Source organism: Flavobacteriales bacterium (assembly GCA_025210805.1).
Classification (GTDB): Bacteria; Bacteroidota; Bacteroidia; order Flavobacteriales; family CAJXXR01; genus JAOAQX01.
On sequence record JAOAQX010000025.1, the window covers coordinates 1 to 22,501 of the forward strand.

17 protein-coding genes are annotated in these 22,501 nt (G+C 32.9%); 7 read left to right on the forward strand and 10 right to left on the reverse strand.

Going from position 1 to position 22,501, the window contains the following annotated elements; translation table 11 throughout:
* The coding region (locus N4A45_09520; protein MCT4665457.1) for a hypothetical protein at positions 1–593 on the reverse strand (593 nt) is incomplete at its 3' end.
* 707 nt (positions 594–1,300) lie between these two features.
* Between N4A45_09520 and N4A45_09525 the strand changes: the two genes are divergently transcribed.
* Positions 1,301–1,768, forward strand: coding sequence for a hypothetical protein (locus N4A45_09525; protein MCT4665458.1), 468 nt, complete (start codon positions 1,301–1,303; stop codon positions 1,766–1,768).
* A 236-nt stretch (positions 1,769–2,004) separates the two neighbouring features.
* Here the strand turns inward: N4A45_09525 and N4A45_09530 are convergent, their stop codons facing one another.
* The 3 genes from N4A45_09530 to N4A45_09540 form a co-directional block, all read right to left on the reverse strand.
* Entirely contained in the window at positions 2,005–3,492 is a 1,488-nt protein-coding gene (locus N4A45_09530) for a hypothetical protein (protein MCT4665459.1), read from the reverse strand.
* Positions 3,493–3,799: 307 nt separating this feature from the next.
* Positions 3,800–5,923, reverse strand: a complete 2,124-nt coding sequence (locus N4A45_09535) for a tetratricopeptide repeat protein (GenBank protein ID MCT4665460.1) — start codon at positions 5,921–5,923, stop codon at positions 3,800–3,802.
* A gap of 70 nt (positions 5,924–5,993) precedes the next feature.
* Complete coding sequence (locus N4A45_09540; protein MCT4665461.1) at positions 5,994–6,662, reverse strand: response regulator transcription factor; 669 nt, start codon at positions 6,660–6,662, stop codon at positions 5,994–5,996.
* Between the two features lie 139 nt (positions 6,663–6,801).
* Between N4A45_09540 and N4A45_09545 the strand changes: the two genes are divergently transcribed.
* Genes N4A45_09545 through N4A45_09560 form a run of 4 tightly spaced genes read left to right on the forward strand, consistent with a single transcriptional unit; the run spans position 6,802 to position 10,214 of the window.
* On the forward strand, positions 6,802–7,683 hold the full coding sequence (locus N4A45_09545) for a CsgG/HfaB family protein (protein ID MCT4665462.1): 882 nt from the start codon (positions 6,802–6,804) through the stop codon (positions 7,681–7,683).
* On the forward strand, positions 7,680–8,159 hold the full coding sequence (locus tag N4A45_09550; GenBank protein ID MCT4665463.1) for a hypothetical protein: 480 nt from the start codon (positions 7,680–7,682) through the stop codon (positions 8,157–8,159). The genes N4A45_09545 and N4A45_09550 overlap by 4 nt, the downstream gene beginning before the upstream one ends.
* Complete coding sequence (locus N4A45_09555) at positions 8,156–9,112, forward strand: DUF6175 family protein (GenBank protein ID MCT4665464.1); 957 nt, start codon at positions 8,156–8,158, stop codon at positions 9,110–9,112. The genes N4A45_09550 and N4A45_09555 overlap by 4 nt, the downstream gene beginning before the upstream one ends.
* Before the next feature lies 1 nt (position 9,113).
* Positions 9,114–10,214: a hypothetical protein gene (locus tag N4A45_09560; protein MCT4665465.1), complete on the forward strand. Its 1,101-nt coding sequence runs from the start codon at positions 9,114–9,116 to the stop codon at positions 10,212–10,214.
* Between the two features lie 311 nt (positions 10,215–10,525).
* Here N4A45_09560 and N4A45_09565 read toward each other — a convergent pair whose 3' ends face one another.
* The 3 genes from N4A45_09565 to N4A45_09575 all read right to left on the reverse strand — a co-directional run bounded on the left by N4A45_09565 (position 10,526) and on the right by N4A45_09575 (position 17,090).
* Complete coding sequence (locus N4A45_09565) at positions 10,526–12,568, reverse strand: hypothetical protein (protein ID MCT4665466.1); 2,043 nt, start codon at positions 12,566–12,568, stop codon at positions 10,526–10,528.
* Between the two features lie 568 nt (positions 12,569–13,136).
* Positions 13,137–14,345 carry a 2-oxoglutarate dehydrogenase complex dihydrolipoyllysine-residue succinyltransferase gene (gene odhB / locus N4A45_09570; GenBank protein ID MCT4665467.1) on the reverse strand — a complete coding sequence of 403 codons (1,209 nt, stop codon included), beginning with the start codon at positions 14,343–14,345 and terminating at the stop codon, positions 13,137–13,139.
* 24 nt (positions 14,346–14,369) lie between these two features.
* Positions 14,370–17,090 (reverse strand): 2-oxoglutarate dehydrogenase E1 component, encoded by a 2,721-nt coding sequence (locus tag N4A45_09575; GenBank protein MCT4665468.1) that lies wholly within the window; start codon positions 17,088–17,090, stop codon positions 14,370–14,372.
* An 896-nt stretch (positions 17,091–17,986) separates the two neighbouring features.
* Here N4A45_09575 and N4A45_09580 point away from each other — a divergent pair.
* On the forward strand, positions 17,987–18,514 hold the full coding sequence (locus N4A45_09580; GenBank protein MCT4665469.1) for a hypothetical protein: 528 nt from the start codon (positions 17,987–17,989) through the stop codon (positions 18,512–18,514).
* Between the two features lie 54 nt (positions 18,515–18,568).
* Here the strand turns inward: N4A45_09580 and N4A45_09585 are convergent, their stop codons facing one another.
* Positions 18,569–18,832 carry a hypothetical protein gene (locus tag N4A45_09585; protein ID MCT4665470.1) on the reverse strand — a complete coding sequence of 88 codons (264 nt, stop codon included), beginning with the start codon at positions 18,830–18,832 and terminating at the stop codon, positions 18,569–18,571.
* A 341-nt stretch (positions 18,833–19,173) separates the two neighbouring features.
* On the opposite strand from N4A45_09585, the gene N4A45_09590 reads away from it, so the two are divergent.
* Entirely contained in the window at positions 19,174–20,211 is a 1,038-nt protein-coding gene (locus N4A45_09590; protein MCT4665471.1) for a T9SS type A sorting domain-containing protein, read from the forward strand.
* A gap of 255 nt (positions 20,212–20,466) precedes the next feature.
* Here the strand turns inward: N4A45_09590 and N4A45_09595 are convergent, their stop codons facing one another.
* Both N4A45_09595 and N4A45_09600 read right to left on the reverse strand, forming a co-directional pair.
* Complete coding sequence (locus N4A45_09595; protein ID MCT4665472.1) at positions 20,467–21,156, reverse strand: hypothetical protein; 690 nt, start codon at positions 21,154–21,156, stop codon at positions 20,467–20,469.
* A gap of 55 nt (positions 21,157–21,211) precedes the next feature.
* Positions 21,212–22,423: an NAD(P)/FAD-dependent oxidoreductase gene (locus N4A45_09600; GenBank protein MCT4665473.1), complete on the reverse strand. Its 1,212-nt coding sequence runs from the start codon at positions 22,421–22,423 to the stop codon at positions 21,212–21,214.
* Between the last annotated feature and the right edge of the window lie 78 nt (positions 22,424–22,501).

Below are 22,501 nucleotides of genomic sequence, written 5' to 3' on the forward strand. Positions count from 1 at the left end.
GTGAACTCAAAAACTTGGTATCCTCCAAATGGGACACTATCTCCGTCAAGTAGTACATCAGGAGTGTCACAAATCAAATATTGACCATCAATTCCTGTGGCAAAAATCGTTACGTCAAAAAAGTCTAGAGCGACATCAAAACAATGACGGTAAGAAGTGTCAGAGGTGTATGTACCGTTTTGTTTTGCAACGGAATCAATCATCATGGCAAAACTAAACTTTGTTGGGATTCCAATAGTTAATTTCCTGTCAATTGCTATCCAAATTCCCCCTGTACTTAATGTGCTAATCCATGTAGTTGGATATCTATTAGAGCCTTCCATACCTAAAGCCCCGCTTCCAGAGTATGGTGTTATCCACCCATTGGAGTCTCCATAATTGTTACAGTTTCCATATCGAACAAGTCCCGTGTGATTAAAAACCCAATCTATACTATCTAAACTCCAAGAAGGAGGAGGATTATTGCAGTCTTGAAAAAAATAATCTTCTAGATTTGGATTTAACATGTAATTTGTGTCATATTGAGCCTTCAGATTAAAAGAGATGAGAAGACTTACAGACCAAATAATAAAATGGAGTTTTGATGATGTCATAAGATTATTATTAACCCGCTGTGTATTTAGATAAAAGTTACGTATGTAATTGAAAGTGAATTATAATTAAAAGATAGCGTTCGATATGAACAACTTTAAAGCAAATTACGATAAAATACTTGAAGTATTACGTGAAATAGATAAAATCGAAAGTTATATTGATCAGATTTACAAGCCAAAACTGAGTGATAAAGAACTTAAGTCTTTAATTTGACTTATAAATATTTAGGTATTGTGTGTCACTATTTCATTAGATATCAGAAGAATTATTAAGCAAAATTCATTTCAGGAATCTATCCGATTAAAATTAGCCAAGAGATTTACAGGACATGAAGATTGTTTCATTGTAGATAGCATGCCGTTAGAAGTGTGTACACTCTCACGATCTTCATGTAGTACAATTTGTAGAGATAATTAGAATGAATCCTTTGCTACCGTCAGTAATAAAACCCTGTAAATCGCTGCTGCCAATTTTTAATTGGTAGTCAGTTTGAATGTCAAAATAGCGAAAAAGTCATTAGGAAAATTCCCTAGCAATAGTGAAAGCAACTAGAAGTCATTATATATTAAATAACTTTTCGATAATTCATGTAAATTTGGTTTGATTATCAATGTGTACACACTTCGACCTGAGTATCGTGAAATTAAAAATTGGCGACAGCGAGGTAAGGCGAGAGAAGTTAATAACCTTGAGAAAATTGATAAGTATGAAAACAAACTACATATTAATATTTGGACTATTATTTGGTATTTTTTGTTATTTCTCACTTGTACAATTTTACACTAATCGCAATCATTCTTATTTTGGAGGTGTTAAATTTGGAAGTGCTAAAGCTGAGGTTGATAAGAAAATAGGTTATTTATTCGATGAGAAAAAAAACTGTTATTTAATTTCTTTTGATGGTGTAGATATTGAAACAAGGCTTGTTTTCTCTTATGATCAAAAATTGGAAGGTATGATTCTAAAAACGGATTCAGTTATTTTAGTTGATAGACTGCAGTCAAAAATACATTTTGATAGAAAGAAAGTTGCAATTCATAATATTCAACCCAAATTTCAAATATTGTACAATCAGAAACATGATTACAATGCCATTTGCATTTATACCGATAAACTTAAGTATTCTAAATATCTTAAGAGACTTCTTGATATTGAAGAATTTACAGATAGATAACATACAAAGTTAATCCCAAGCTCCCACAACGAAAACACTCAGCCTTGCCACTGCCAATCTTTAATTGGTAGCCAGTATGTAAGAAGAGACAACAAAACACTCAATAAAAACTCATTGAGTGTTTTGTTTTTCTTGTAAAATAGGTTAATTTGGTTTGATTATCTGTTTGTCATACACCTTGTCTAGTGTATCGGGTGATTTAAAAATTTTGAGATACGAGGATAAATAATCTAGGGTTATTTTTTACCAAACCAATCACTAAAGGATGTCTTATAACCTATTTGAAATTGAGTAAAAGAGGCTTCTCCTTCATTGAAGTTCTTGAACCATACGAATCGCACGTATAACTTTTCATTGGTATTTGGACGTTTGTAATAGGCTTCAAATTGTGGTATAAGATATGCACGAAGATTCGTGTTTTCAATCTCAATGTCTTTTAATTTAGATAACTCACTTGGTTCTGAAAGACTTTGAAACCAAAGATTGGTACCTAAATCTACTCCTATATGATCTTTGTATATCGGGATTTTATACATTAAATCAAGACCAAATGTAAGTATGTCCACAGTGTATTTCTCTTCCTTATATAAAATATCTGAAAATCCATACTTCCCTATTAAAGATAATTCAAGAGACTGACTATAGTAATAACTTGTCAGAATATTCAGTTTTAAACCTAAGTCCATTCTTGAAATCAAATTTAAATTAGACCGATCAATGCTTATGCTTTTATCTCCTTTTTCATTTGTTTCTATTATAGTTGAATCAATAAGCAGTGTTTGATTCTCATTCTCAAACTTAGAGAATCTTAAAGAAGGTTCTAGATAATGTAGCCAAATAAGTCTTGAATTTCTCATTGGGACGGTATTAGAGAAGAAATTAAATTTTATTTCTGATTGTATTAGACCTTTTGGTTGGTGTTCTCTTAAGGATATAGGTTCAGTATAGATTCTAACGTTCAGTAAGGAATTTAGGCTAGTACCAAATGCAACGGGTTTGACCATTGTATCTTTATCTAATCTCACAATTCCGTTATTAGGCACGGTATGAACGCCTAATGTTTTTGTATATTTTAGACAATCATTTAGGGATATATAAGGAGCAATAGAATCTGTATCAGATGTTTTGGTTTCGAATAATCTATCATTTAAATGTCTTCGGTATTCTATAATTGAGATGGGCATTTGACTTCTAAATTCTTTATTATTCTCTGTGAGAATGGTTAGGTTGAAAGCCATTCCATTCTTAATTTCAAACTCTATACTTTTAATTTTTATTTTGGTTTGAGTTTTTTTGAACCTTCTACATACAGTAAACTGGTCATATTTTAGAGAGTTATACCATTTCTTAAATCGTAATTTTTTAATATGATCACAAGATTTATCAAGCATTTCATTACAGTTTGAATCGTAGTAATCAAATTCGTATAAATAGACAGAATCATTCAATGAGAACTTACCAACTTGCTCATGTATAATAGTATCTTTCGAAGCTATTTGACGGAGTGAATTGTTGATTTTTTCAAGCTCTGTTTTTATCTTATTTACAGTTTCTTGAAGTTTTGCAGTGTCGATAGGTGAGTTGTCTATTTGTTCTTGGGATTCTTTATAGGAATCCGATGAACTCTTAGCGTCAGGTGTTTTTGTTGTTGATATTTCTCCACCTAGTGCAAAAGCTAAGTTTGAAATCAATAAAAAGAGTGCTAATAATTTAAAAAAATTCATAATATTTTTGTTAATGTTCGGTATAAATATAGTATTAAAAAATAACTAATAACTTGTTTTTGTGACTTTTGTATTTATTTTCGTTAGTGAATTAATATTTATAGATGAGATATAACGGTTTGTTAACTATAATAAAACTTTTTTATAAAGAAAAGGATTTTAACACAATTCTTTATGATTTTGAAGATGCTGTTCAAAACTTCCCAAGCTCCCACCAACGAAAACACTCAGCCTTGCCACTGCCAATTTTTAATTGGTAGTCCAAGTATTCCATTTATTTATGGTTCAGTTTTATGAATTTTTACGTTTAAGCCAAAGGTATTTCTATACGAATAAAAATTCCCTTTTCGACTTTTGGAAACTTGATACTACCTTTCATTATTTCCACTCGGTTGTAAATATTGAACAATCCGTTTTTCTTATCATCTTCATGAAACCCAATTCCGTTATCCTTATACTCGATTGTAATTAAATCATCTGTTGCAATAATGTTAAAAATGGTCTGATCCGCTTTTGAGTGCTTCAGATTATTTGATAATAATTCTTGCACAATTCTTACAATATGAATTTTTGATTTTTTATCTAATTTTATTTCTTCAGGAGAAATTTTATAAGTCAAACCTTGAACTTCAAAAGTGGTTAGAATATCTTCTAAATCATCGGTGAGATTTCCATATTTTTCAGGCTTATAGTCTAAGTCATGAGAGAGTTTTGCGACATATCTACTTGTAAGCAACACCTTTTTTCCTAACTGAGGATTATGTTTTTCAATATCAAAAGCTAATCCCAATAATTTTCCCGCTACCTGGTCATGAAGTTCGAGTCCGATTTCTTTTTGTATAATTTCTGTTTGGTGAATTTGATCTTCTTTGATTCTTATTTTTTTTCTTTGAAATAATAAAATACCAGCAGTAAAAAATAAAAGCAACAAAAGAATGGCAGAGAATAGTATTATTTTTTGCTCATCTTGAAGTGCGTTTAATTCCAACTTTTGGTTTTGATGTTGGTTTTGAAGTTTTAAAATTTGATTTTCTTTTTGATAAACCTCGACTTCAGCAAATGCTTGGTTCAGACTATTTGAATGATAGGCTGAGTCTCTTTTGTTTTTTAAATCATAAAGGGAGGATTGATAATAAAAAGCAACTTTGTAATTATTCTTCTTTTCATAATATTCAGACAAGGCTTGGAAGTAATCTAATTTTCTTAAAGGGGCTAGATTATTAACATCCTTCATGTTCTTATCTAGCCATTTGAATTGTTCTTCTACGTTCTTCCAGTCATTTTTTGATAGGTATAATCTAAATAGTGCTATATTCACTTGTTCCAAATTTTTTTGAGAAGCTATTTTATCAAAAACTATTTGAGCCTCTTTGAAATCTTTAAGTGACAGATCAAACTGTTTATTTTTAAGGTATAGAAAACCTCTATTTAGCTTCAATCTTGCGATTCTGCTTTTATCACTTTTATTCTCCTCACTCAATGAAAATGCGATATCTGCCATTTGATACGCCAGACTATCCATACCTAATTCATTATAGGATAAGAGTAGTAAGGAATAAAGCAAAATAGGATCATTCGGATTGTGTTCTAGACTTCTTTTAGCATATTCAATTGCTTTATAAAAATTATTTTTCTTTGCATAAAGAGAACCTATATTACCGTACAATCTACTAATTGATTTTTGCCCTGCTGAATTCTCACTTAGAAACAAACCCTCTTTATAGTAATGAATTGCAGAGTCAAGCTGACCAATCAATTCATAAGCTAAGCCCAAATTATTAAGTGAATTTAAATAAGAATCTATTTTAACAACATCCTTTGCTATATAATAACGTTTTCTAAAATTATAAATTCGTTTAAAATAGGGAATTGCTTTTTTAAACTGCCCAGAGTTAGCAAATAGTACAGCAATATCGGTTAGAGTAGCAATTTTTAAACTTTGATGCTTGGTATTATTAGAATCCAACAAATCACATAAACCTTCTAATAAAGGAATTGAATCTATACGCTCTTTTAGTGTTTTATTCGGCATTGTGATAATTGAGGTCCGCGCTAAGACTTCATGATATATTGGTTCAAAATTGTTGTTTTTAGCGTATTCAATACTATAATTATACAAACTATCTGCGGCAGAGTATTTAGCAAAGTCCCTGAACAAACTCGCCTTTCCTTGAGCTAAAGTAATGTGAAACTTAGTAGCTGAGTCTATAGAATTCAAAAGATGCTGAGCCCTATCAAAAAAATATAGTGCACTATCTCCATTTGAGTAATAGTACTCTACACCAAGGTTGTAGGTATGCTTAGCCCTATCGTAGTCATTGGTTGCTTGAGATATCTGGTTTCGTATATTAGTCTTTATACTATCCAAAGAATTTTTTCCTGTTACGAAAAAAGTAACTAAGAAGGCGATGTGAAAAAATATAATTCTCATAATTGTTATTTATTGAGAGGCAATGTAGTCAATAAAAATCTATTATTAGATTTTTATTGCTACTGATAAGTTATAGATTGATATTTTTTGCGAAATAAAAAAGTTCTTGTCTATTATTCAACTTTAATTTTTTTCGGATATTTCTTATATGGGTATTTATAGTATCTATGCTAATAGACATTTTATCCGCAAGAATAACTGTGTCCAAGGATTCTAAGCCACTCATTATATCTAATAATTGAATCTCTCTAGAGGATAATAAATCTAACAGAACAATAGAGTTTCCAAACTGAGAGTCAACTTCTGATAAACTAATATCGTTCAAGAACCTAAAAAAATCTTTCTTCTCAATATTCTTTTTAAGTACAGTTTCTAAAGCTTCGCTAAATTCATCAATTCCTACACTCTTTGGTAAATACAAATCAAAACCAGACTTGATGCATTTTTTAATAATATTTTTGCCTATAAAAGAAGAATAGGCTATCACTTTACAATTGGGATGGATTTTTTTTATCTTTGTTGCTAAATCAAAACCCATATGGTCAATAAATTCACCTTGAGATAATTGTAAATCACAAATTACTAAATCAAAATTGACTTGGTGCAATTTGGAAATCATCGACCTTTTACATTTTGCTGCAAAATAATTAAAGCTCTCCTCCAAAGCTGATTTTAATCTGTATTCAACACCAATACGGATATCTTCGTGATCATCCACGACAAGAATATTAAGCATCATCTAATTCTTTACTCACTCCCCACTATTAATAACTATATGAAACAATAGTACTAAAATATTTGTCAAATACCACAAAATGTTAGAATACATTTTTTCGGTTTCTTGCATTTTTGTAAACAAAACAAAACAATTATCAAAAATGAAAAAAATTCTATTAGTATTAGGTGTCATATTGATTAGTCTTTCCTCAGATGCACAGACAGTCAAAAAGAAAATTGGAATAATTTCTTTCAAGTACGTTAACGCAGCAGTAAATGTAAAAGATGTTTCAGCGATTCGTGAAAAAGTAACTAATTCATTCGTTAAAACCAAGAGATTTGATGTTCTAGACTTGACCACAATGGATAATGTTGAGCAAGAAAAGATTAGGCAAATGGGCGCTGGTATCGACTTGAAAACTAAGGCAGATAAATCCAATAATAAGCTCATGGGAGCAAATTATATTATTATGGGAAAGATAGTTTCTGCTGAAGCTACCAAAATGAGTTCGAAAGACTCAAAGGGTAATGAAAAAATTACTTATAAAGCCAAGTTAGCTGTTAGTTTAAAAGCGATAGATGTCGCAACAGGTAAGATTATCGCTTCAGAAACATTAGCGCCAAAAGCAGGCTCTGGTCTTTTAGGTGCAATCGGATTTGGACACGGAACAGAAAGAGAAGCAATAAAGAAAGCTATTGATGACATCGAGTCTGAAATAGACAAGTTTGTAACGAAGTATTTCCCAGCTGAATTTGAAATTGCCGAAATTATTGAGAGCAAACGTGGAAAAGCGAGAGCCATATTAATCGTTGGGGGTAGTGAATTTGGATTGCAAAAAGGAGATAAACTATATGTTTATGAATTAGTACAAACTCAAATAAGAGGGAAAAAACTTACAAGAAAAAAGAAGATATCGGAAGTAAAAATATCTAGTGTTGAAGATGAGAACTTCTCAAATTGTAAGGTTACCAAAGGTGGTGATGCTCTTCTCACTAAATTTGAAAAAGGGGCAAAACTGTTAGCCATTACTAATACCAAATGATGAAGCAATTCATTCTCATTATATGTGTTTTTTGTTTTGGAGTGCTGTCATCTTGCACTCCAAAACTTACAACTCAACCTACATACACAGCACAAGTAAATTTAGTTTCCGAGTCTGGAAATATAATAAAGCTAAAAAGTAAAGTATCGGGAAAAGAAAAAAAAACATTGGAGAAACAAGCCATAAACAATATTCTCAATACTCTTATTTTTCAAGGCTTTGCGAATGCTGAAAGTTACTATTTGCGAAATCCCTTGATACATAACGAACAATTGTCTAGAGAAAAGAATCATTCTTACTGGAAAATTTTCTTCGATCAAAACAGGTACAAACAACATGTTACTAGTCAAACGTATACTTATCTTGGAAAGATAAAAGGAATTCATTCAGGAGAAGTTTTTATGACAATAAACCTTAAATCCCTCAAAAAGAATCTAAGGCAAAATGGGATTATTAAATCATTAGGATACCGATGAAACAATACAAGCTAAAGCTCACCATAATATTAACTCTTATTTATCTGATAGGATTTGCTCAGTCTCAAGGGGAAATCAATAAACCTAAATTCCTCATTATGCCAGGGGGAAGTGGAAAGAATTTATTGGAAGAAATGAAAAAGCCTATTAATAAAATCTTATACTCTACTCTCTCAGAATTTTTCATTAGCAACTATCAAATAACACCTGAAAGTTATGCAACCAACACTCAAGAATTCAATAAAAACAATCTTACCAGATCCACTGACGATGTTCTTAATATAGAATACACGGATAGAAATAATAATTTGAGTGAATTAATTCTCAATAATTCTCGAGCGGATTTTTATATTAAGTACGAAGTAATGGAGATTAGAAGCTCTAATCGGATAAAAGTTCATTTATCACTTACTGGAATATCAATAAGAGGTAGAAGTGAAATAGCTTCAGTTTCTACAAGCGAATATGATGCTGCAGAACAGTTTTATTCACCAGGAATTGAGATTAGTCTAGCTAAATATCAATTAGAAGAACTAATTGAAAAAAACGATCGGTCATTTGTAGAGCAACTATTTCATTATTTTGACACAGAGCAGAAAGAAGGAACTCCAATACCTGTTAGTGTACATTTTACCAAAGATGCGGAATATAATGGATATTCAACTGTAGATGATGAAGGAAATACAATTACTGATATTTTGGATGAATTCTTCGAGGTAGTTGCCAAAAAAGGAATTTATTCAGATCCTTCCACTTCTTCAAGAGCAATTCTTTTTAGCAATGTAAATCTTCCCCTCCGTAAACCAAATGGAATGCCTTTTAAGAGAAGTAGAGATTTTATTAGACCACTTAGAAAGATGCTAAACAAAAAACTGAAATGCGGAGGTTGTGTCACCGTCAAAACAGAAAACAATTCTCAAATTGGAATTATAATCAGCAAATCGAAAAATTAGTATGAAAACTATTCTTGCTTATCTATTATTAATTTTTTTCGTTTCAGAGATTTCCGTAGCACAGCAATCTTTTCATGTATATATTGAGGAGGGAGAAACGAAAATTGATGAAACCTCCAAAATGAAACTTAAAGGAAAAATTCAAAATTATTTTTTTAATAACGGGATTCTTACTTCGGGTACTGAAAATATGTTTATCGCGTACTGCAATCTAGAGGTATATGATGAAAAAAATGTTGACATTGGATTAGAAACTATCAATATGTTTGAAGGAATGGTTCAATTAACATTAACCAATATCAAGGACCAAATAATATTTGGAAGTAAATCATTTAATTTCAAGCACACAAGCAGTTCTAGAAAAAGAAGTATTTCGCAAGGAATAAACAGCCTAAAATTGGATCGTGAGGACGAGGGATTTTTAGACATGGTTCTTTCAAATATTCACACTTACTACAATAAAAACTGCGACAATATTATTGATCAAGCTTTTACGCATAAAAATGTTCGAGAATATGAAAAAGCTCTATCTATAGCAAAGTCTATCCCATTTGAATCGAATTGCTCTTATCAACGTAATGTATTAATAGAAGAGATTGAAAGAGAGTATAGATTAAGTTGTAACGATAAGTATGATTTTGCACAATCCTTATTCTATCAGAAAAAGTACTTTCCTGCACTCAGCGTTTTATCAACAATAAACAATCGTACAGCCTGTACGTATAAAAAGAATGTCTTGAGGGACCAAATACACAGAAAAATAGAAAGTGAAGATCTTAAAAAATGGAATCTAAAGGTCTTACAGATTTTGGAAAAGTCATACCTAAAGAAATTAGAATTAAAATACTCTAAAGAAGTAGCTTTAGCTAAACTTGAAAACAATAAAAGAGCAATGGACCTAGAATTTAAAGCATATTTGATTGATTCCTATATTGATTTAGAAGAAAACAAAAAAGAAATGTTGAGAGATGAGTACAACTACATTTTATCCTCTCAAAAAATAGATGCGATGAAATCGATTTTAATGGAAAAGAACAAAAAAGTGAGTCATCAATTTCACGTTACAAAAAACTATCATGTATTTAAAACCGTTCAATTTTAAAATGTGATAAATCGAGTACCTCATAAAATGTGTAAGTTATCAAAGTAAGAGTGGAACATGTTTAACTCTGGCTTTTGGTTTGCCCAGCATGGGTAAACTCCCAACTCCCTCCCACCAACGAAAGCACTCAGCCTTGCCACTGCCAATTTTTAATTGGTAGCCATATTGAGAATAAAAAACCACAAAACACTCAATGATAGGTCATTGAGTGTTTTGTTTTTCTTGTAAAATAGGTTGATTTGGCTTGGTTATCCGTGTGTCCACACCTTGTCCCGAGCAGCGGGAAATTAGAAATTGGCGGTAGCGGGGGGTTATTCTAATTCTTTTAGTTCATCTGGTATTTTTAATTCAGATTTATAGCTTTTTATATTTCCGTAGTTCCAATATTTATCTTTAATCAAATAAAGGACAATTGCCATAAATGCAAATGATAAAATTGATAATAAATTACCAATAATAAAGTCAGATTGCCAACTTTCAAATCTCAAAATTGCATTATCTATATTCCAGTCAGACATATAAAGGAGGTATGTTCCAATACCAATAAAGATAGCCAAACTAATAAAAAATAAAAACCAACTCTTATTTCTCCATTTGCTAACTTGTTCTTTTATCCAAGCTTCTCTTTTGATTCGTCTTATTTCATTTTTCTCTTTTATTAAGTCACTTTTTAATTGTTTAGTTTCTATTTTTTTTTGATTAATAATTACATCAATGTCTTTGCTTTTCTCGTCATATTCTTTTTTGCTTTTTTCAAGACTATCAGTTTTAATGGATAAATTATTGAATATCTTTTCTAAATTTTTTATTCTAGTATCCTCAATCTCTTTTTGTTTTTTAGCTTCATCTTCTAATCGTTTAATGAACTCTTCTTTATTCTGTTCAGCCAGTAAATTTAGAGACTCAATGTCTTTAAGCTGTTTATTAGTTATTCGTGTTGCTACTCGAACAATATCTTCATCACTTATTTTCTCTTCAGCATATTTGTGAATATTATCATCTAATTCCCTTAGTATTTTTGCTTTAGGAAGGTTTTGGCTAAGTGTAAGAGCAATTGTAGAAGTCAATCCAATTTCAGCTAAATCTTCTCCATTTATTGAATTAGTTATCTGTGGATTACTAAGCCAGAGAATGTTTAACAAATCATCTGCTTTAATCGTTTCTGGCTGAAATCTTTCTCTTAAATGATAGTTGTCACCATGAATAGTTGCAGTATTATTTACAAACCAAGCTTTTACTTTATCAAAGTCACGAATACGCTTGTTTTTTCTTTCTTTTCTTACATATAGAACAGCCATTGCATCGTGTAAAGCAGCTATTTTCGTTGACCTGTAGTTAAGTAATTTTTTATAATCATCAGTAAATTTAGCTTCGTTCTTAAGTTTATCAGTATATGGGATTGTTAAAACCCCAAATTCTTTTAATGAGTCTTCAATATTATCAGCTATTCTTTCGAGATCAGTTTTAGACAAATTCCTTCTTTCACAAGCGTTGTAAACATCTTCTGTATTTACTTTTTTTTGAAGAAAAGATTTGTCAAAAAATTCTGCCTTTTTTTCAAGTAAATTAGTTGTTTCATTTATAGTATCTATAAGTACGTTTACTTTATATCCTTGTTGTTTTGCTATTTTTAATAAAGTTCGACAAGTATGTGTTGATTCAGGTGTGTTTAAGTCAAGTAAGCCTACAATAAAATTCGTATCTAACAAAAGTTTTACTTCGCTTTTAGTCTTATCGGGTGTATATTCGATATAACCTGAAATAATTGAACCTAAATAAATGTTTTTAATTTTTTCATATACTTGAGGAATACGCTTAAAAAACTCAATAAACTGAGCTTCTGCATTATAATCTTCTCCATTGTGATATTGATTATGAGAAATGTATTTAGAAAGATTGAATTTGTTTTTTTCTATGAATTTAAAAATGGATTCACTATTCTTAATATCGAGTTCAGATGTTTTACAAAAATCTTCAAACAGGTTTTCTAGTTCTTCAATATCTCTTTCTTGTTCTTCTAAAATTATATCAAATTCGTCGAAAGTATATTCATTTATGCTGAAAGATAAATCTTTATGTAATACAAATCTTGTTACTTCATCATCGTTAACTTCTAAGCAAATTGCATTTAAAATTTTCTTTAGAGCTGGGACAGGGAAATCTAGTCCGTATAATTCGTCTGCAATTGTTTTTATTTCAAGGATGCTTTCTCCTTTATGTATTCCTTTTGAATTCATATAAGACAATGCTCTTTTTACTAATGGTATAAATATATCAATTGGACCTTTGGCTAGAGTTCCTGTATTTCTAATATGTGCTAAAAGACTATATGTAGTTGCTCTTTCTTTATTCATTAATTTCTATTTGATTTCTGGTTTTGCCTTGTAGTCAACAACCACATAAACACACCCTCACATAACAAAGGCGCATTCATAAGTCATTATACGTTTATACTTCCTTCATCATAATCAAAAACACAAAAAGCCCAGAAAATACAAGTTTTGTAGGTGAATTTAGCAGTCTATTTATATTTTTGAATATCATAAGGCTAAGGTACAAAAAAACAAGGTTATGAATAAGAAATAAACAAATAATTACACGTATAATACTCGACAATTGCCTTTAGTTTTTGTTGGATTTTTGATTCCCTGTACCATATTATTAGCCCCGATAGAGGCGGTATCCTTTTGTTTTTTCCTTAGGAAAAACAAAAGATTATTCCATTGAAATAAAAATTTTTGACAGGAATAATGCCGATACATTGTGAAAACTCACTTATGAATGAAGTGAAGTAAGTGCGTATTGAACAAGTAATCGGTATTTAGCCGAAAGCGGGTTTCCGCTCCAAAAAAAAGAAAACAAAAAAACCAGAACTATAAAGTATAGCTCTGGTTTTTGGTATGATGATAAAATGGGTATTGGTTAGAGTCCCAAATTAGCTTTTAGGTTTTCTTCTCCACCTAGGAGGATTTCTACTGGGTTTTCTAGGGCTTCTTTTACTGCTACTAGGAAACCTACAGATTCTTTTCCGTCTATGATTCTGTGATCGTAGCTAAGGGCTACATACATGATAGGGCGGATAACAATTTCTCCGTTTTGTACCACTGGGCGTTCTACGATATTGTGCATCCCTAAGATGGCAGATTGTGGTGGATTGATGATCGGTGTAGATAGCATAGATCCGAATACTCCACCGTTTGTGATGGTGAAAGTTCCTCCGGTCATATCGCTAAGCTCTATTTTTCCGTCACGGGCTTTTATTGCCAATCTTTTTACTTCAGATTCTACTCCGGCAAAGTCCAGTTCTTCGGCATTTCTGATTACGGGAACCATCAATCCTTTTGGTGAACTTACGGCGATAGAGATATCACAGAACTCGAAACTTACCATTTCTTTTCCGTCTATCATAGAGTTTACGGCTGGGTACATTTCCAATGCGCGTGTTACGGCTTTGGTGAAGAATGACATAAATCCTAGACCTACTCCGTGCTTGGTTTTGAATTCTTCTTTATATACCTTTCTTAGGTCCATGATGGGTTTCATGTCCACTTCGTTGAAAGTAGTAAGCATGGCTGTTTCCGATTTTACGGCTACCAATCTCTCGGCTACTTTTCTTCTTAGTGAAGACATTTTTTTGCGTTTCTGACCTCTGTTTCCTGGTCCGTCTCCCATGGCTACTTTTGCATCTTCTACGTCGGCTTTGGTGATTCTTCCGTCTTTTCCTGTTCCGATGATGTCATTGGCGTTGAGGTTTTTCTCTGCCATGAGTTTTTTGGCTGCAGGGGAAGGGGTTCCTGTGGCGTAGTTTTGCTTTTGGGCTAGGGGTTCTGGGTTCGGTTTTGCAGTAGTATCTTCTTTTTTATCTTCTTTAGGTGCTGAAGGAGCTTCTCCAGCGGCACTTGTATCTATGGTACAAATAACAGATCCTACGGCTACTTCTTCTCCGTCTTCGGCAAGGATTTTTATTTTTCCTGCTTCTTCGGCATTTACGGTCAGGGTAGCTTTATCCGAATCAATTTCGCATAATTCTTGGTCTTTTTCAACCACATCGCCATCTGACACAAGCCAGTTTGCGATTTCTACTTCGGTGATGGATTCACCTGGACTTGGTACATTTATTTCTACGATCATAGCTCTCGTAATTTATGGCTTTTGTTAAAATCTTGTTTTAAAATCAAATACATTGTCAATTATTTCTTCTTGACGTCTCTTGGCTCTTTTGCTAGATCCACTAGCTGGGGTAGCACTTGAGCTTCTGGCAATCACTTCGAATGGGAAATGACGTAGATGTCTCAATATATGCGTCCAAGCTCCCATGTTTTCAGGTTCTTCTTGAGCCCAAATTAGGGTGTTGGCTTTGCTGTATCTGGTAATTATTTTGTTAATGGCTCGAATAGGCAATGGATAAAGTTGTTCTAGCCTAATCAATGCCACGTCTTCTCTTCCGAGTTCTACTTTTTTGGCAAGCAATTCATAATAGATTTTTCCACTACAGAAAACCACTTTGTTTACCTGTGATGGGTGTACTTGATTGTCGTCAATGATTTCGTGGAATTTTCCTGTAGAAAGGTCTTCCAATGTTGAAATACACTGTGGATGTCTCAATAAACTCTTCGGAGTGAATACAATCAATGGTTTTCTGAACCTACGGTACTGCTGGCGTCTCAATAGGTGAAACATTTGTGCAGGTGTGGTAGGATTGGCAACTTGCATATTGAGCTGGGCACAAAGCTGGAGATATCTTTCCATTCTTGCTGATGAGTGCTCGGCTCCTTGACCTTCATATCCGTGAGGAAGAAGCATTACAAGTCCGTTTTGTATTTTCCATTTATCTTCTGCGGCAGAAAGATATTGGTCAATAAGGATTTGTGCTCCGTTTGAGAAATCTCCAAACTGGGCTTCCCAAATAGTGAGGGTATGCGGACGTGCCATTGCGTATCCGTATTCAAAACCGAGTACTCCGTATTCGCTCAATAGTGAGTTGTGAATACATACTTGTGAGTTGTTTTGAAGCTTTTCTAGGATGCGTACACGTCTTTCTGAGTTTTCTGTTCTCAATACGGCATGACGGTGAGAAAAAGTTCCTCTTTCTACGTCTTGTCCTGTGAGTCTTACAGATTCTCCTTCGTGTAGCAAAGTTCCATAGGCAAGAAGTTCTGCCATTCCCCAATCCAGTTTGTTGGTCTCTTCCACCATTTTTTGGCGGTCTCCCATAAGCCTTACGGCTTTTTTGTACACATTGGCGTCTTCTGGAAGGGTATATATTTTTTGGGCAACTTCTTTAAGCGTTTCTAGTGCTATACCTGTTTTTGGAGATTCGTGGAAGTCTGAGAATTTTCCTCTTCTCATTTCTTTCCATTCTTCTTCCAAAAATGGTGTGATATCTTGTGTTTCGGCAGATTTTGCTTCGTCTAGGTCTTGGCTAAGGAGTGTTTTAAACTCTTTTTCCATTTCCTTTACGATTTGTTTTTCTACCACACCTTGTCCCATGAGTTTTTCGTTATATATTTCTCTTGGGTTCGGGTGTTTTGAGATCAGTTTATAAAGATTTGGTTGCGTAAATCTCGGTTCGTCTCCTTCGTTGTGACCGTATTTTCGGTAGCACAATAGATCGATAAACACATCTTTATTAAATTTCTGACGATATTCAATGGCTATTTCCATTGCATGAACCACGGCTTCTACGTCGTCTCCATTGATATGGAAAACAGGACACATGGTTGTTTTGGCAATATCAGTACAGTAAATGCTTGATCGGGCATCGAGGTAGTTGGTGGTAAACCCTATTTGGTTATTGATTACTAAATGAAGAGTTCCTCCAACGTGATAAGGTTCTAGCTGAGCCATTTGTACCACTTCATAAACAATCCCTTGTCCTGCAATGGCTGCATCTCCATGAATAAGGATCGGCATAACGGCATTGGCATCTTTTCCGTACTCGTGGTCTATTTTTGCTTTGGCAATTCCTCCTACTACAGCGTCCACTGTTTCTAGGTGAGAAGGGTTTGGGCAGAGGCTCATTTTTACTTCTTTCCCTCTGTCTGTTGCCATTTCTCGTGTGTATCCGAGGTGATATTTTACATCTCCGTCAAATTCTTCATCGATATATCCTTTTCCTTCAAATTCTTTAAAGACATCTGAATAGGATTTTCTAAAGATATTAGCCAAGACATTTAACCTTCCACGGTGAGCCATTCCGAAAACAAATTCTTTGATTCCAAAATCGGCACCGTGTTCTACGGCAGCATCAATGGCAGGTATGGCGGTTTCTCCACCTTCTAGCGAAAAACGTTTTTGACCTACATATTTGGTATGCAAAAAACTTTCAAAAGCTACGGCTTCATTCAGTTTTTTAAGCATATGTTTTTTTTGCTCGGGGGCAAAAATGGTTTTATTGTCATTTTGGTGAATACGGTTCTTAATCCATTGCACTTCTTCTACATTGTGGATGTGCATGAACTCTATCCCGATATGACTACAATACACTTCTTCTAGGTGTATGATAATCTCTCTCAGGCTAGCTGATCCGATTCCTATTTCAGATCCTGCTTGAAATTCTTGATCCAAATCTTCGGCACTCAGTCCAAAGTTTTGAATATCCAAACTAGGGGAATAGGCTCTTCTTTGTCTTACGGGGTTTGTTTCGGTAAAGAGGTGTCCTCTTTCTCGGTAACCGTTGATAAGATTGATTACCTTAAATTCCTTATGAAATCCTTCTGGAATTTCATCTCCAGAATAGCTTTCGTGGGCAAAATGATACCCTTGGAAGAAGGACCGCCATGTAGGCATAACAGAGTCTGGGTCTTCCAGATACTGTTGATAGATGTCTTCAACAAAGGCTCCGTGAATACTTCCTAAAAAGGAAAACTTGTCCATCTATTGAGTTTTTTATATAAAAAAATAACGCGTTAGTTCTGATTTTATCAATTTTCACTTTCTTGTGAGTAAAAGTTTGATAAAAAGCAAATATAATCGAAATCAGTGAATAGCTTATATAGGCTTGGCTAATTATTTGTTTTTGGAGGTTTAGATAACAATTTTGTCAGTTTGATTCTCATATTTTGTTCTGATACAGTTTTATCTATATATGTCAGTTCGAGTGAATTCTTTGGAGAGTAACGAAAGAAAATTTTTATCAAGAAGCCATTGCATTCCATCAAAATTTACTCAAATTGACAAAACATACAATTTTTATCTTTGTCAGTTCAAGTAGTTTATTTGGAAAGAAGTGGAAAAGAATTTGTATTGAGAAGTCATTGCATTCCATCAAAAACAACTTCCCGATGGGTCGTGACAGAGTTCATCCCGATTATTAACCAGGACTGAATTGACAGGATTTTATCGAGTATGTCAGTTCGAGTGATTTCTTGGAGAGTAACGGAAAAGAAATTGTATCGAGAAGTCATTGCATTCCATCAAAAACAACTTCCCGGTGGGTCGTGACAGAGTTCATCCCGATTATTAACCAGAACTGAATTGACAGGATTTTATCGAGTATGTCAGTTCGAGTGATTTCTTTGGAGAGTAACGGAAAAGAAATTGTATCGAGAAGCCATTGCATTCCATCAAAATTCACTCAAATTGACAAAACATACAATTTTTATCTTTGTCAGTTCAAGTAGTTTATTTGGAAAGTAGCGGAAAAGAATTTGTATTGAGAAGTCAAAGTAATTCTTTTGTTATTTGTCGAAAAATAATTAATTTGGAGTAGATGCCACTCGATGCTTGTCTTAAGATTTGACGACAGCAGGTTTTATAAAATTTAAATGACAATGAAAAACAAAACGCTATTTTTAGCATCAAAAGAGTTAGAGGATTATTTATACAAATTCTCTAAGGTCTTAACTTTTAAAGAAAAAGTATCGTTACTTCATGTATATGAAGATTTATTAATTAGATCTGCTTTAGATAATAAAAATGCTATGTTTGAATTAGGTCAATTTTATGAAAATGATGCCTACTTAACCCCAAACCCTTTTGCCAATGCCTCTAAATGTCTTTATTGGTATTCTAAAGCCACAAATTTTAATCACCCTGAAGCTTGTAACATGTTGGCGACAATTTATGAATCAGGTATTTGTTGTAAAAGAAGCTTAAGGAAAGCATTATACCTTTATGAAAAAGGAAGTAAATTAGGATATGATATTTCAAAGGAGAATTTACATATTCTAATAAAAGAAATTAATGATAAAAACCACAAGTATTTTAATTTTTTTAAACAAGAATTGAATGAAATATCTAATGAAGAAAAAGCTAAAATTGAGAAGAAAATCAAGAAATTAATTGATTCAAAAATATAGTAAAATGGAATCTCGCTACTGACAAAAAAGACTACCAAATTGTACTGATTTTATTCAAAAAACCTTACGTTGATAAATCCTTATAAATGATTCACAATATTTGTTCATAGAAAATTCACTTTTATTTTCAAATGCACTTTTGCTTAACGCAAAATATCTTTCATCACTCATTTTTGAAATATCGATTATTGCATCTTTAAAGTCTTTATCATTCCTGCATAGATATCCATTCTCAAGGTGTTTCACAAACTTATTATTTTCTCCTATATCACTGGCAACTGTAGGGACGCCAACAGATAGATATTGTTTTATTTTCAAATCTTCTCAGTTTATATATATATGTAAAATGTTATACAGAGGCGATGAGCTTGCCTTGTATTAAGTTTTTTTTTAGGGAGAACTTTCGCTAAAATAAGAATTTTGAAATTTATATTCTTTTCTAAAATAAAAATGTTTCCTTTTTGAGGATCAATTATACTTTCAATGAATTTATGATTTCAAGTGTTTATTTTTGTGGTGTTTAAGTTTTTTATAATTAGAGGGTACGGCTAAAAACACCCATTTTTTTTATTAAGCTTATAATTTTTTTTACCAAAAAAGATAAAGAATCGTAAGGAACATTCAAATCATTAGACAAAAAAACAACCAAAATAAAAAAGATGATGAAGAAAATGTTATCCCTTGCCCTTTTACTTACTGCAAGTAGTTTATATGCACAAATAGAAGTACCACAAGTTCAAAAATCACTTTATACTCCACTAGAAGCTACTTGGTGTGGATACTGTGGTAAGAATGGAATCCCTACTACAGCGGCTATCTATCAGGAGGTAAAAGTAAAAGCCATTTTTATGGATCTACAACCTTCTTCTACGAGTGCATTATATGCATCAAAAGCAAAAGCGATTAGTAACCAGATTAATCCAACAGGATATCCATCTGTAGCAATTAATGCGAAACTAAAAGGTGTTTTACACCCAGGAATAAAAAATCAGTTGGTGGCAGAGATAAACGCTAATTATAGTGCGAATTCTGCTGAGGTAAATGCTGGTTTTCAATGGTACAGAACAGAAGATAGTTTGATAGTTTATACAAATACAAAATATTTTCAAGCACAAAACGGAGATTTTTACACAGGGGTTTATTTAACCCAAGATAGTATTTGGGAATACCAAGCAAACTATGATGCCAATATTCCAAACGGAAATATTTACCACAATCATATTTTAAGAGAGGTGCTTTCAAAGAGTTCTTTTGGAATTCCATCAGGAACAGGAGCGATTGCTTCGGGAACAGAACATATTCAAAGGCATGCAATTAAATGGAAAAGTACTTGGAAAGAAGAACATATTCATTTGAATACAGTGGTTTGGAAAAAGGAAAATAATAAATATGTTTTTCAAAATGCCAATAATATTGGGGAAAAGGTAAAAGCACCCGAATTGAGTGTTGAATCTAACGACGGTGTGTTTTTAGAGATATATCCAAATCCTGTAAATTCCACGTTGTTTTTTCCAAAAGACCAAGAAAATACCCGTTTGACAATTCTTCAAAGTGATGGTAAGCTAGTAAAACAATTCGAAATTGGAAATCAAAACGGATTTCAGATAGACGTTTCGGAACTTGCCCAAGGATTATACTTTATTCAAGGAACAGATGAGAACGGTAGAAAAATACAAGCACGCTTTGTGAAAGAATAGTTTTTTATTGTGATTAGTAAAATAACTTTATTAAACGACGGAATTGAAAAATTTCGTCGTTTTTTTGTGATTTGATAGAAGAATTAGGATGATGTGTTTTTTCCAAATTGTATTATTTATGATATTGATTTACAGTGTGAATAGTGTTGTGCTTATGGGTTTAGTAATTACTTAAAGTGCAATCGCTTTCTTAAATGATTTATCGTAAGGAATTCTTTTCTTTTGGATTTCTCAAGGTAAAGGCTGTGTTTCGCATTATTTTCTACTCAAATAAGTATGCCAATTGGGAACGAATTCACGCTTTGATATTTGTAGTTCTAATGCTTGATAGAGTGCTCCAATAAAAGATAAAGTTTCATCAAATTTTATTTCTTTCTTACTACGTATGATTTGTATTCGACTTTTTGTTCTCAGCATAGAATATTTATCAATTATGCAAATTGCAAGTACTCCTTTGTTATCATTCAGCCATTCCTCTAGTGTTTCTTCTTTGATATTACAATCAAAAGCGATTACTAACCCGTGAATAGAGATTTTTTCATCTGGATTGGATGCTCCATATTTAGCAAGTTTTAATTGGTACATTCCTTTTATTTGCTCTTCAATTTGCTCTAAATCTAACGTTGATAACGTTGATTTAACTTCAGCAAACATTAGAACAGATTCAACAGGAATAATTGAGTTTCTTCCTCCAAAGTTTATTTTAGGCAAATAGCTTTCATCAGTTAAAATTAAATCAAGTTGTCTTGAAATATTACCTGTTGCATCACAAATAACTCCTGTATTTAATGAGATTCTTTTTGGGAGTAAATCCTTGAGGAAATTAACTATAAAACTTTCTCGTAATTCTCCAACCGTCGGCGGATGTTTTATTTTTGAGATCGATTCACTTTGGGCTAATAGCTGAATTATTCTGGATTGTATTACTCTTTTAATTGGATTCATTGTGTTATTTTTGAAGCGAAATACCTCAAAGATAGGAAATTTAAGTAATATTCATTCACCCCAATTTCCCAGCGACAAAGCCCGTGGTCCAGGCTGCTTGAAAATTATAGCCACCCGTAATTCCATCGACATCCAAAACTTCTCCTGCAAAATAGATATTGCTATTATTTTTACTCTCTAAAGTTTTGGGTTTAATGTTTTTGAGAGAAACGCCCCCTGCGGTAACGAATTCTTCCTTAAAAGTTGTTTTTCCAGATACTTGATACCCATCGTTGGTAAGAATTTCTGTTAGTTTATTAATGCTTTTACTACCCAATTCTTTCCAAGCTCTTTCGGGAGATATTTCAGCTCTTTTTAATAAAAAAGTCCATAAACGACTAGAAAGCGGAAAGCTCTTTTGATTATCAATTTTTTTATTGGGATGCTGTTGCTGAGTGTAATATAGTTGTTGTTTTACAAGTTCAAAATCGGGTATATTTACCCAGTTGATCCTCGTAGTAAACTGATATTCCTTGTCCGCCAATTCTCTGGCAGCATAAGCAGATAGTTTTAAAATGGCAGGACCACTCATTCCCCAATGCGTGATAAGTAAAGGACCATCGCCAAGCCATTTTCCTCCCTCAACTTTCGTTAGGGCGTTTTCCACCACGATTCCCATCAGTTCTTTGATGGATTCATTGGGCATATTAAATGTAAACAAGGAAGGACGTGGTAATTCTATCTTTTCCCCAAGGTTTTTGATCCATTCATAGTTTCTTGCTTTCGGAAAACCACCCGTTGCAATAATAATATGGCTAAATTTTTCCTGATGATTCTTATTGATACAAAAAGAATCGTCTTCATTTCTATCAATGGAATCTACCCCAGTTTTAGTTCTTATTTGAATCTCATTGATTCTTGTCTCTTCCAGAAAACAATCAATTATCGTTTGAGAATCTTGAGATGCAGGAAAAACACATTGATCCTCTTGCAAAACCAGTTTCACGCCACGCTCTTCAAACCAATCCCAGGTATCGCCCGTAGAAAATTGATAGAAAAGATTTCTCAATAAACGACTTCCTCTTGGGTAAGCCTTGATAAGTTCTGGAATATCTCTACAGCCATTAGTAACATTGCATCTTCCTCCTCCAGATACTTTTACTTTTGAAAGTAAACGAGCAGTTTTTTCAAAAATGACTACCTCAGCATTCGGATGATGTTTTTTAACGGAAAAAGAAGCGAAAAACCCTGCAGCTCCTCCACCTATTATGGCTATTTTTTTTTGCATAATGCAAAAGTACGGAAGAAAGTGAGGTAATTATGAAAATAGAAAATGAAATTATCTTTTTTCCTTTGATATATATCA

Bases quoted from the DNA above. Each gene is read 5' to 3' on its own strand.
- N4A45_09600 (MCT4665473.1), bottom strand. From the start codon at position 22,423: ATGCAAAAAAAAATAGCCATAATAGGTGGAGGAGCTGCAGGGTTTTTC.
- N4A45_09590 (MCT4665471.1), top strand. From the start codon at position 19,174: ATGATGAAGAAAATGTTATCCCTTGCCCTTTTACTTACTGCAAGTAGT.
- N4A45_09545 (MCT4665462.1), top strand. From the start codon at position 6,802: ATGAAAAAAATTCTATTAGTATTAGGTGTCATATTGATTAGTCTTTCC.
- N4A45_09560 (MCT4665465.1), top strand. From the start codon at position 9,114: ATGAAAACTATTCTTGCTTATCTATTATTAATTTTTTTCGTTTCAGAG.
- N4A45_09550 (MCT4665463.1), top strand. From the start codon at position 7,680: ATGATGAAGCAATTCATTCTCATTATATGTGTTTTTTGTTTTGGAGTG.
- odhB (MCT4665467.1), bottom strand. From the start codon at position 14,345: ATGATCGTAGAAATAAATGTACCAAGTCCAGGTGAATCCATCACCGAA.
- N4A45_09540 (MCT4665461.1), bottom strand. From the start codon at position 6,662: ATGATGCTTAATATTCTTGTCGTGGATGATCACGAAGATATCCGTATT.
- N4A45_09525 (MCT4665458.1), top strand. From the start codon at position 1,301: ATGAAAACAAACTACATATTAATATTTGGACTATTATTTGGTATTTTT.
- N4A45_09535 (MCT4665460.1), bottom strand. From the start codon at position 5,923: ATGAGAATTATATTTTTTCACATCGCCTTCTTAGTTACTTTTTTCGTA.
- N4A45_09555 (MCT4665464.1), top strand. From the start codon at position 8,156: ATGAAACAATACAAGCTAAAGCTCACCATAATATTAACTCTTATTTAT.
- N4A45_09530 (MCT4665459.1), bottom strand. From the start codon at position 3,492: ATGAATTTTTTTAAATTATTAGCACTCTTTTTATTGATTTCAAACTTA.
- N4A45_09565 (MCT4665466.1), bottom strand. From the start codon at position 12,568: ATGAATAAAGAAAGAGCAACTACATATAGTCTTTTAGCACATATTAGA.
- N4A45_09575 (MCT4665468.1), bottom strand. From the start codon at position 17,090: ATGGACAAGTTTTCCTTTTTAGGAAGTATTCACGGAGCCTTTGTTGAA.
- N4A45_09595 (MCT4665472.1), bottom strand. From the start codon at position 21,156: ATGAATCCAATTAAAAGAGTAATACAATCCAGAATAATTCAGCTATTA.
- N4A45_09580 (MCT4665469.1), top strand. From the start codon at position 17,987: ATGAAAAACAAAACGCTATTTTTAGCATCAAAAGAGTTAGAGGATTAT.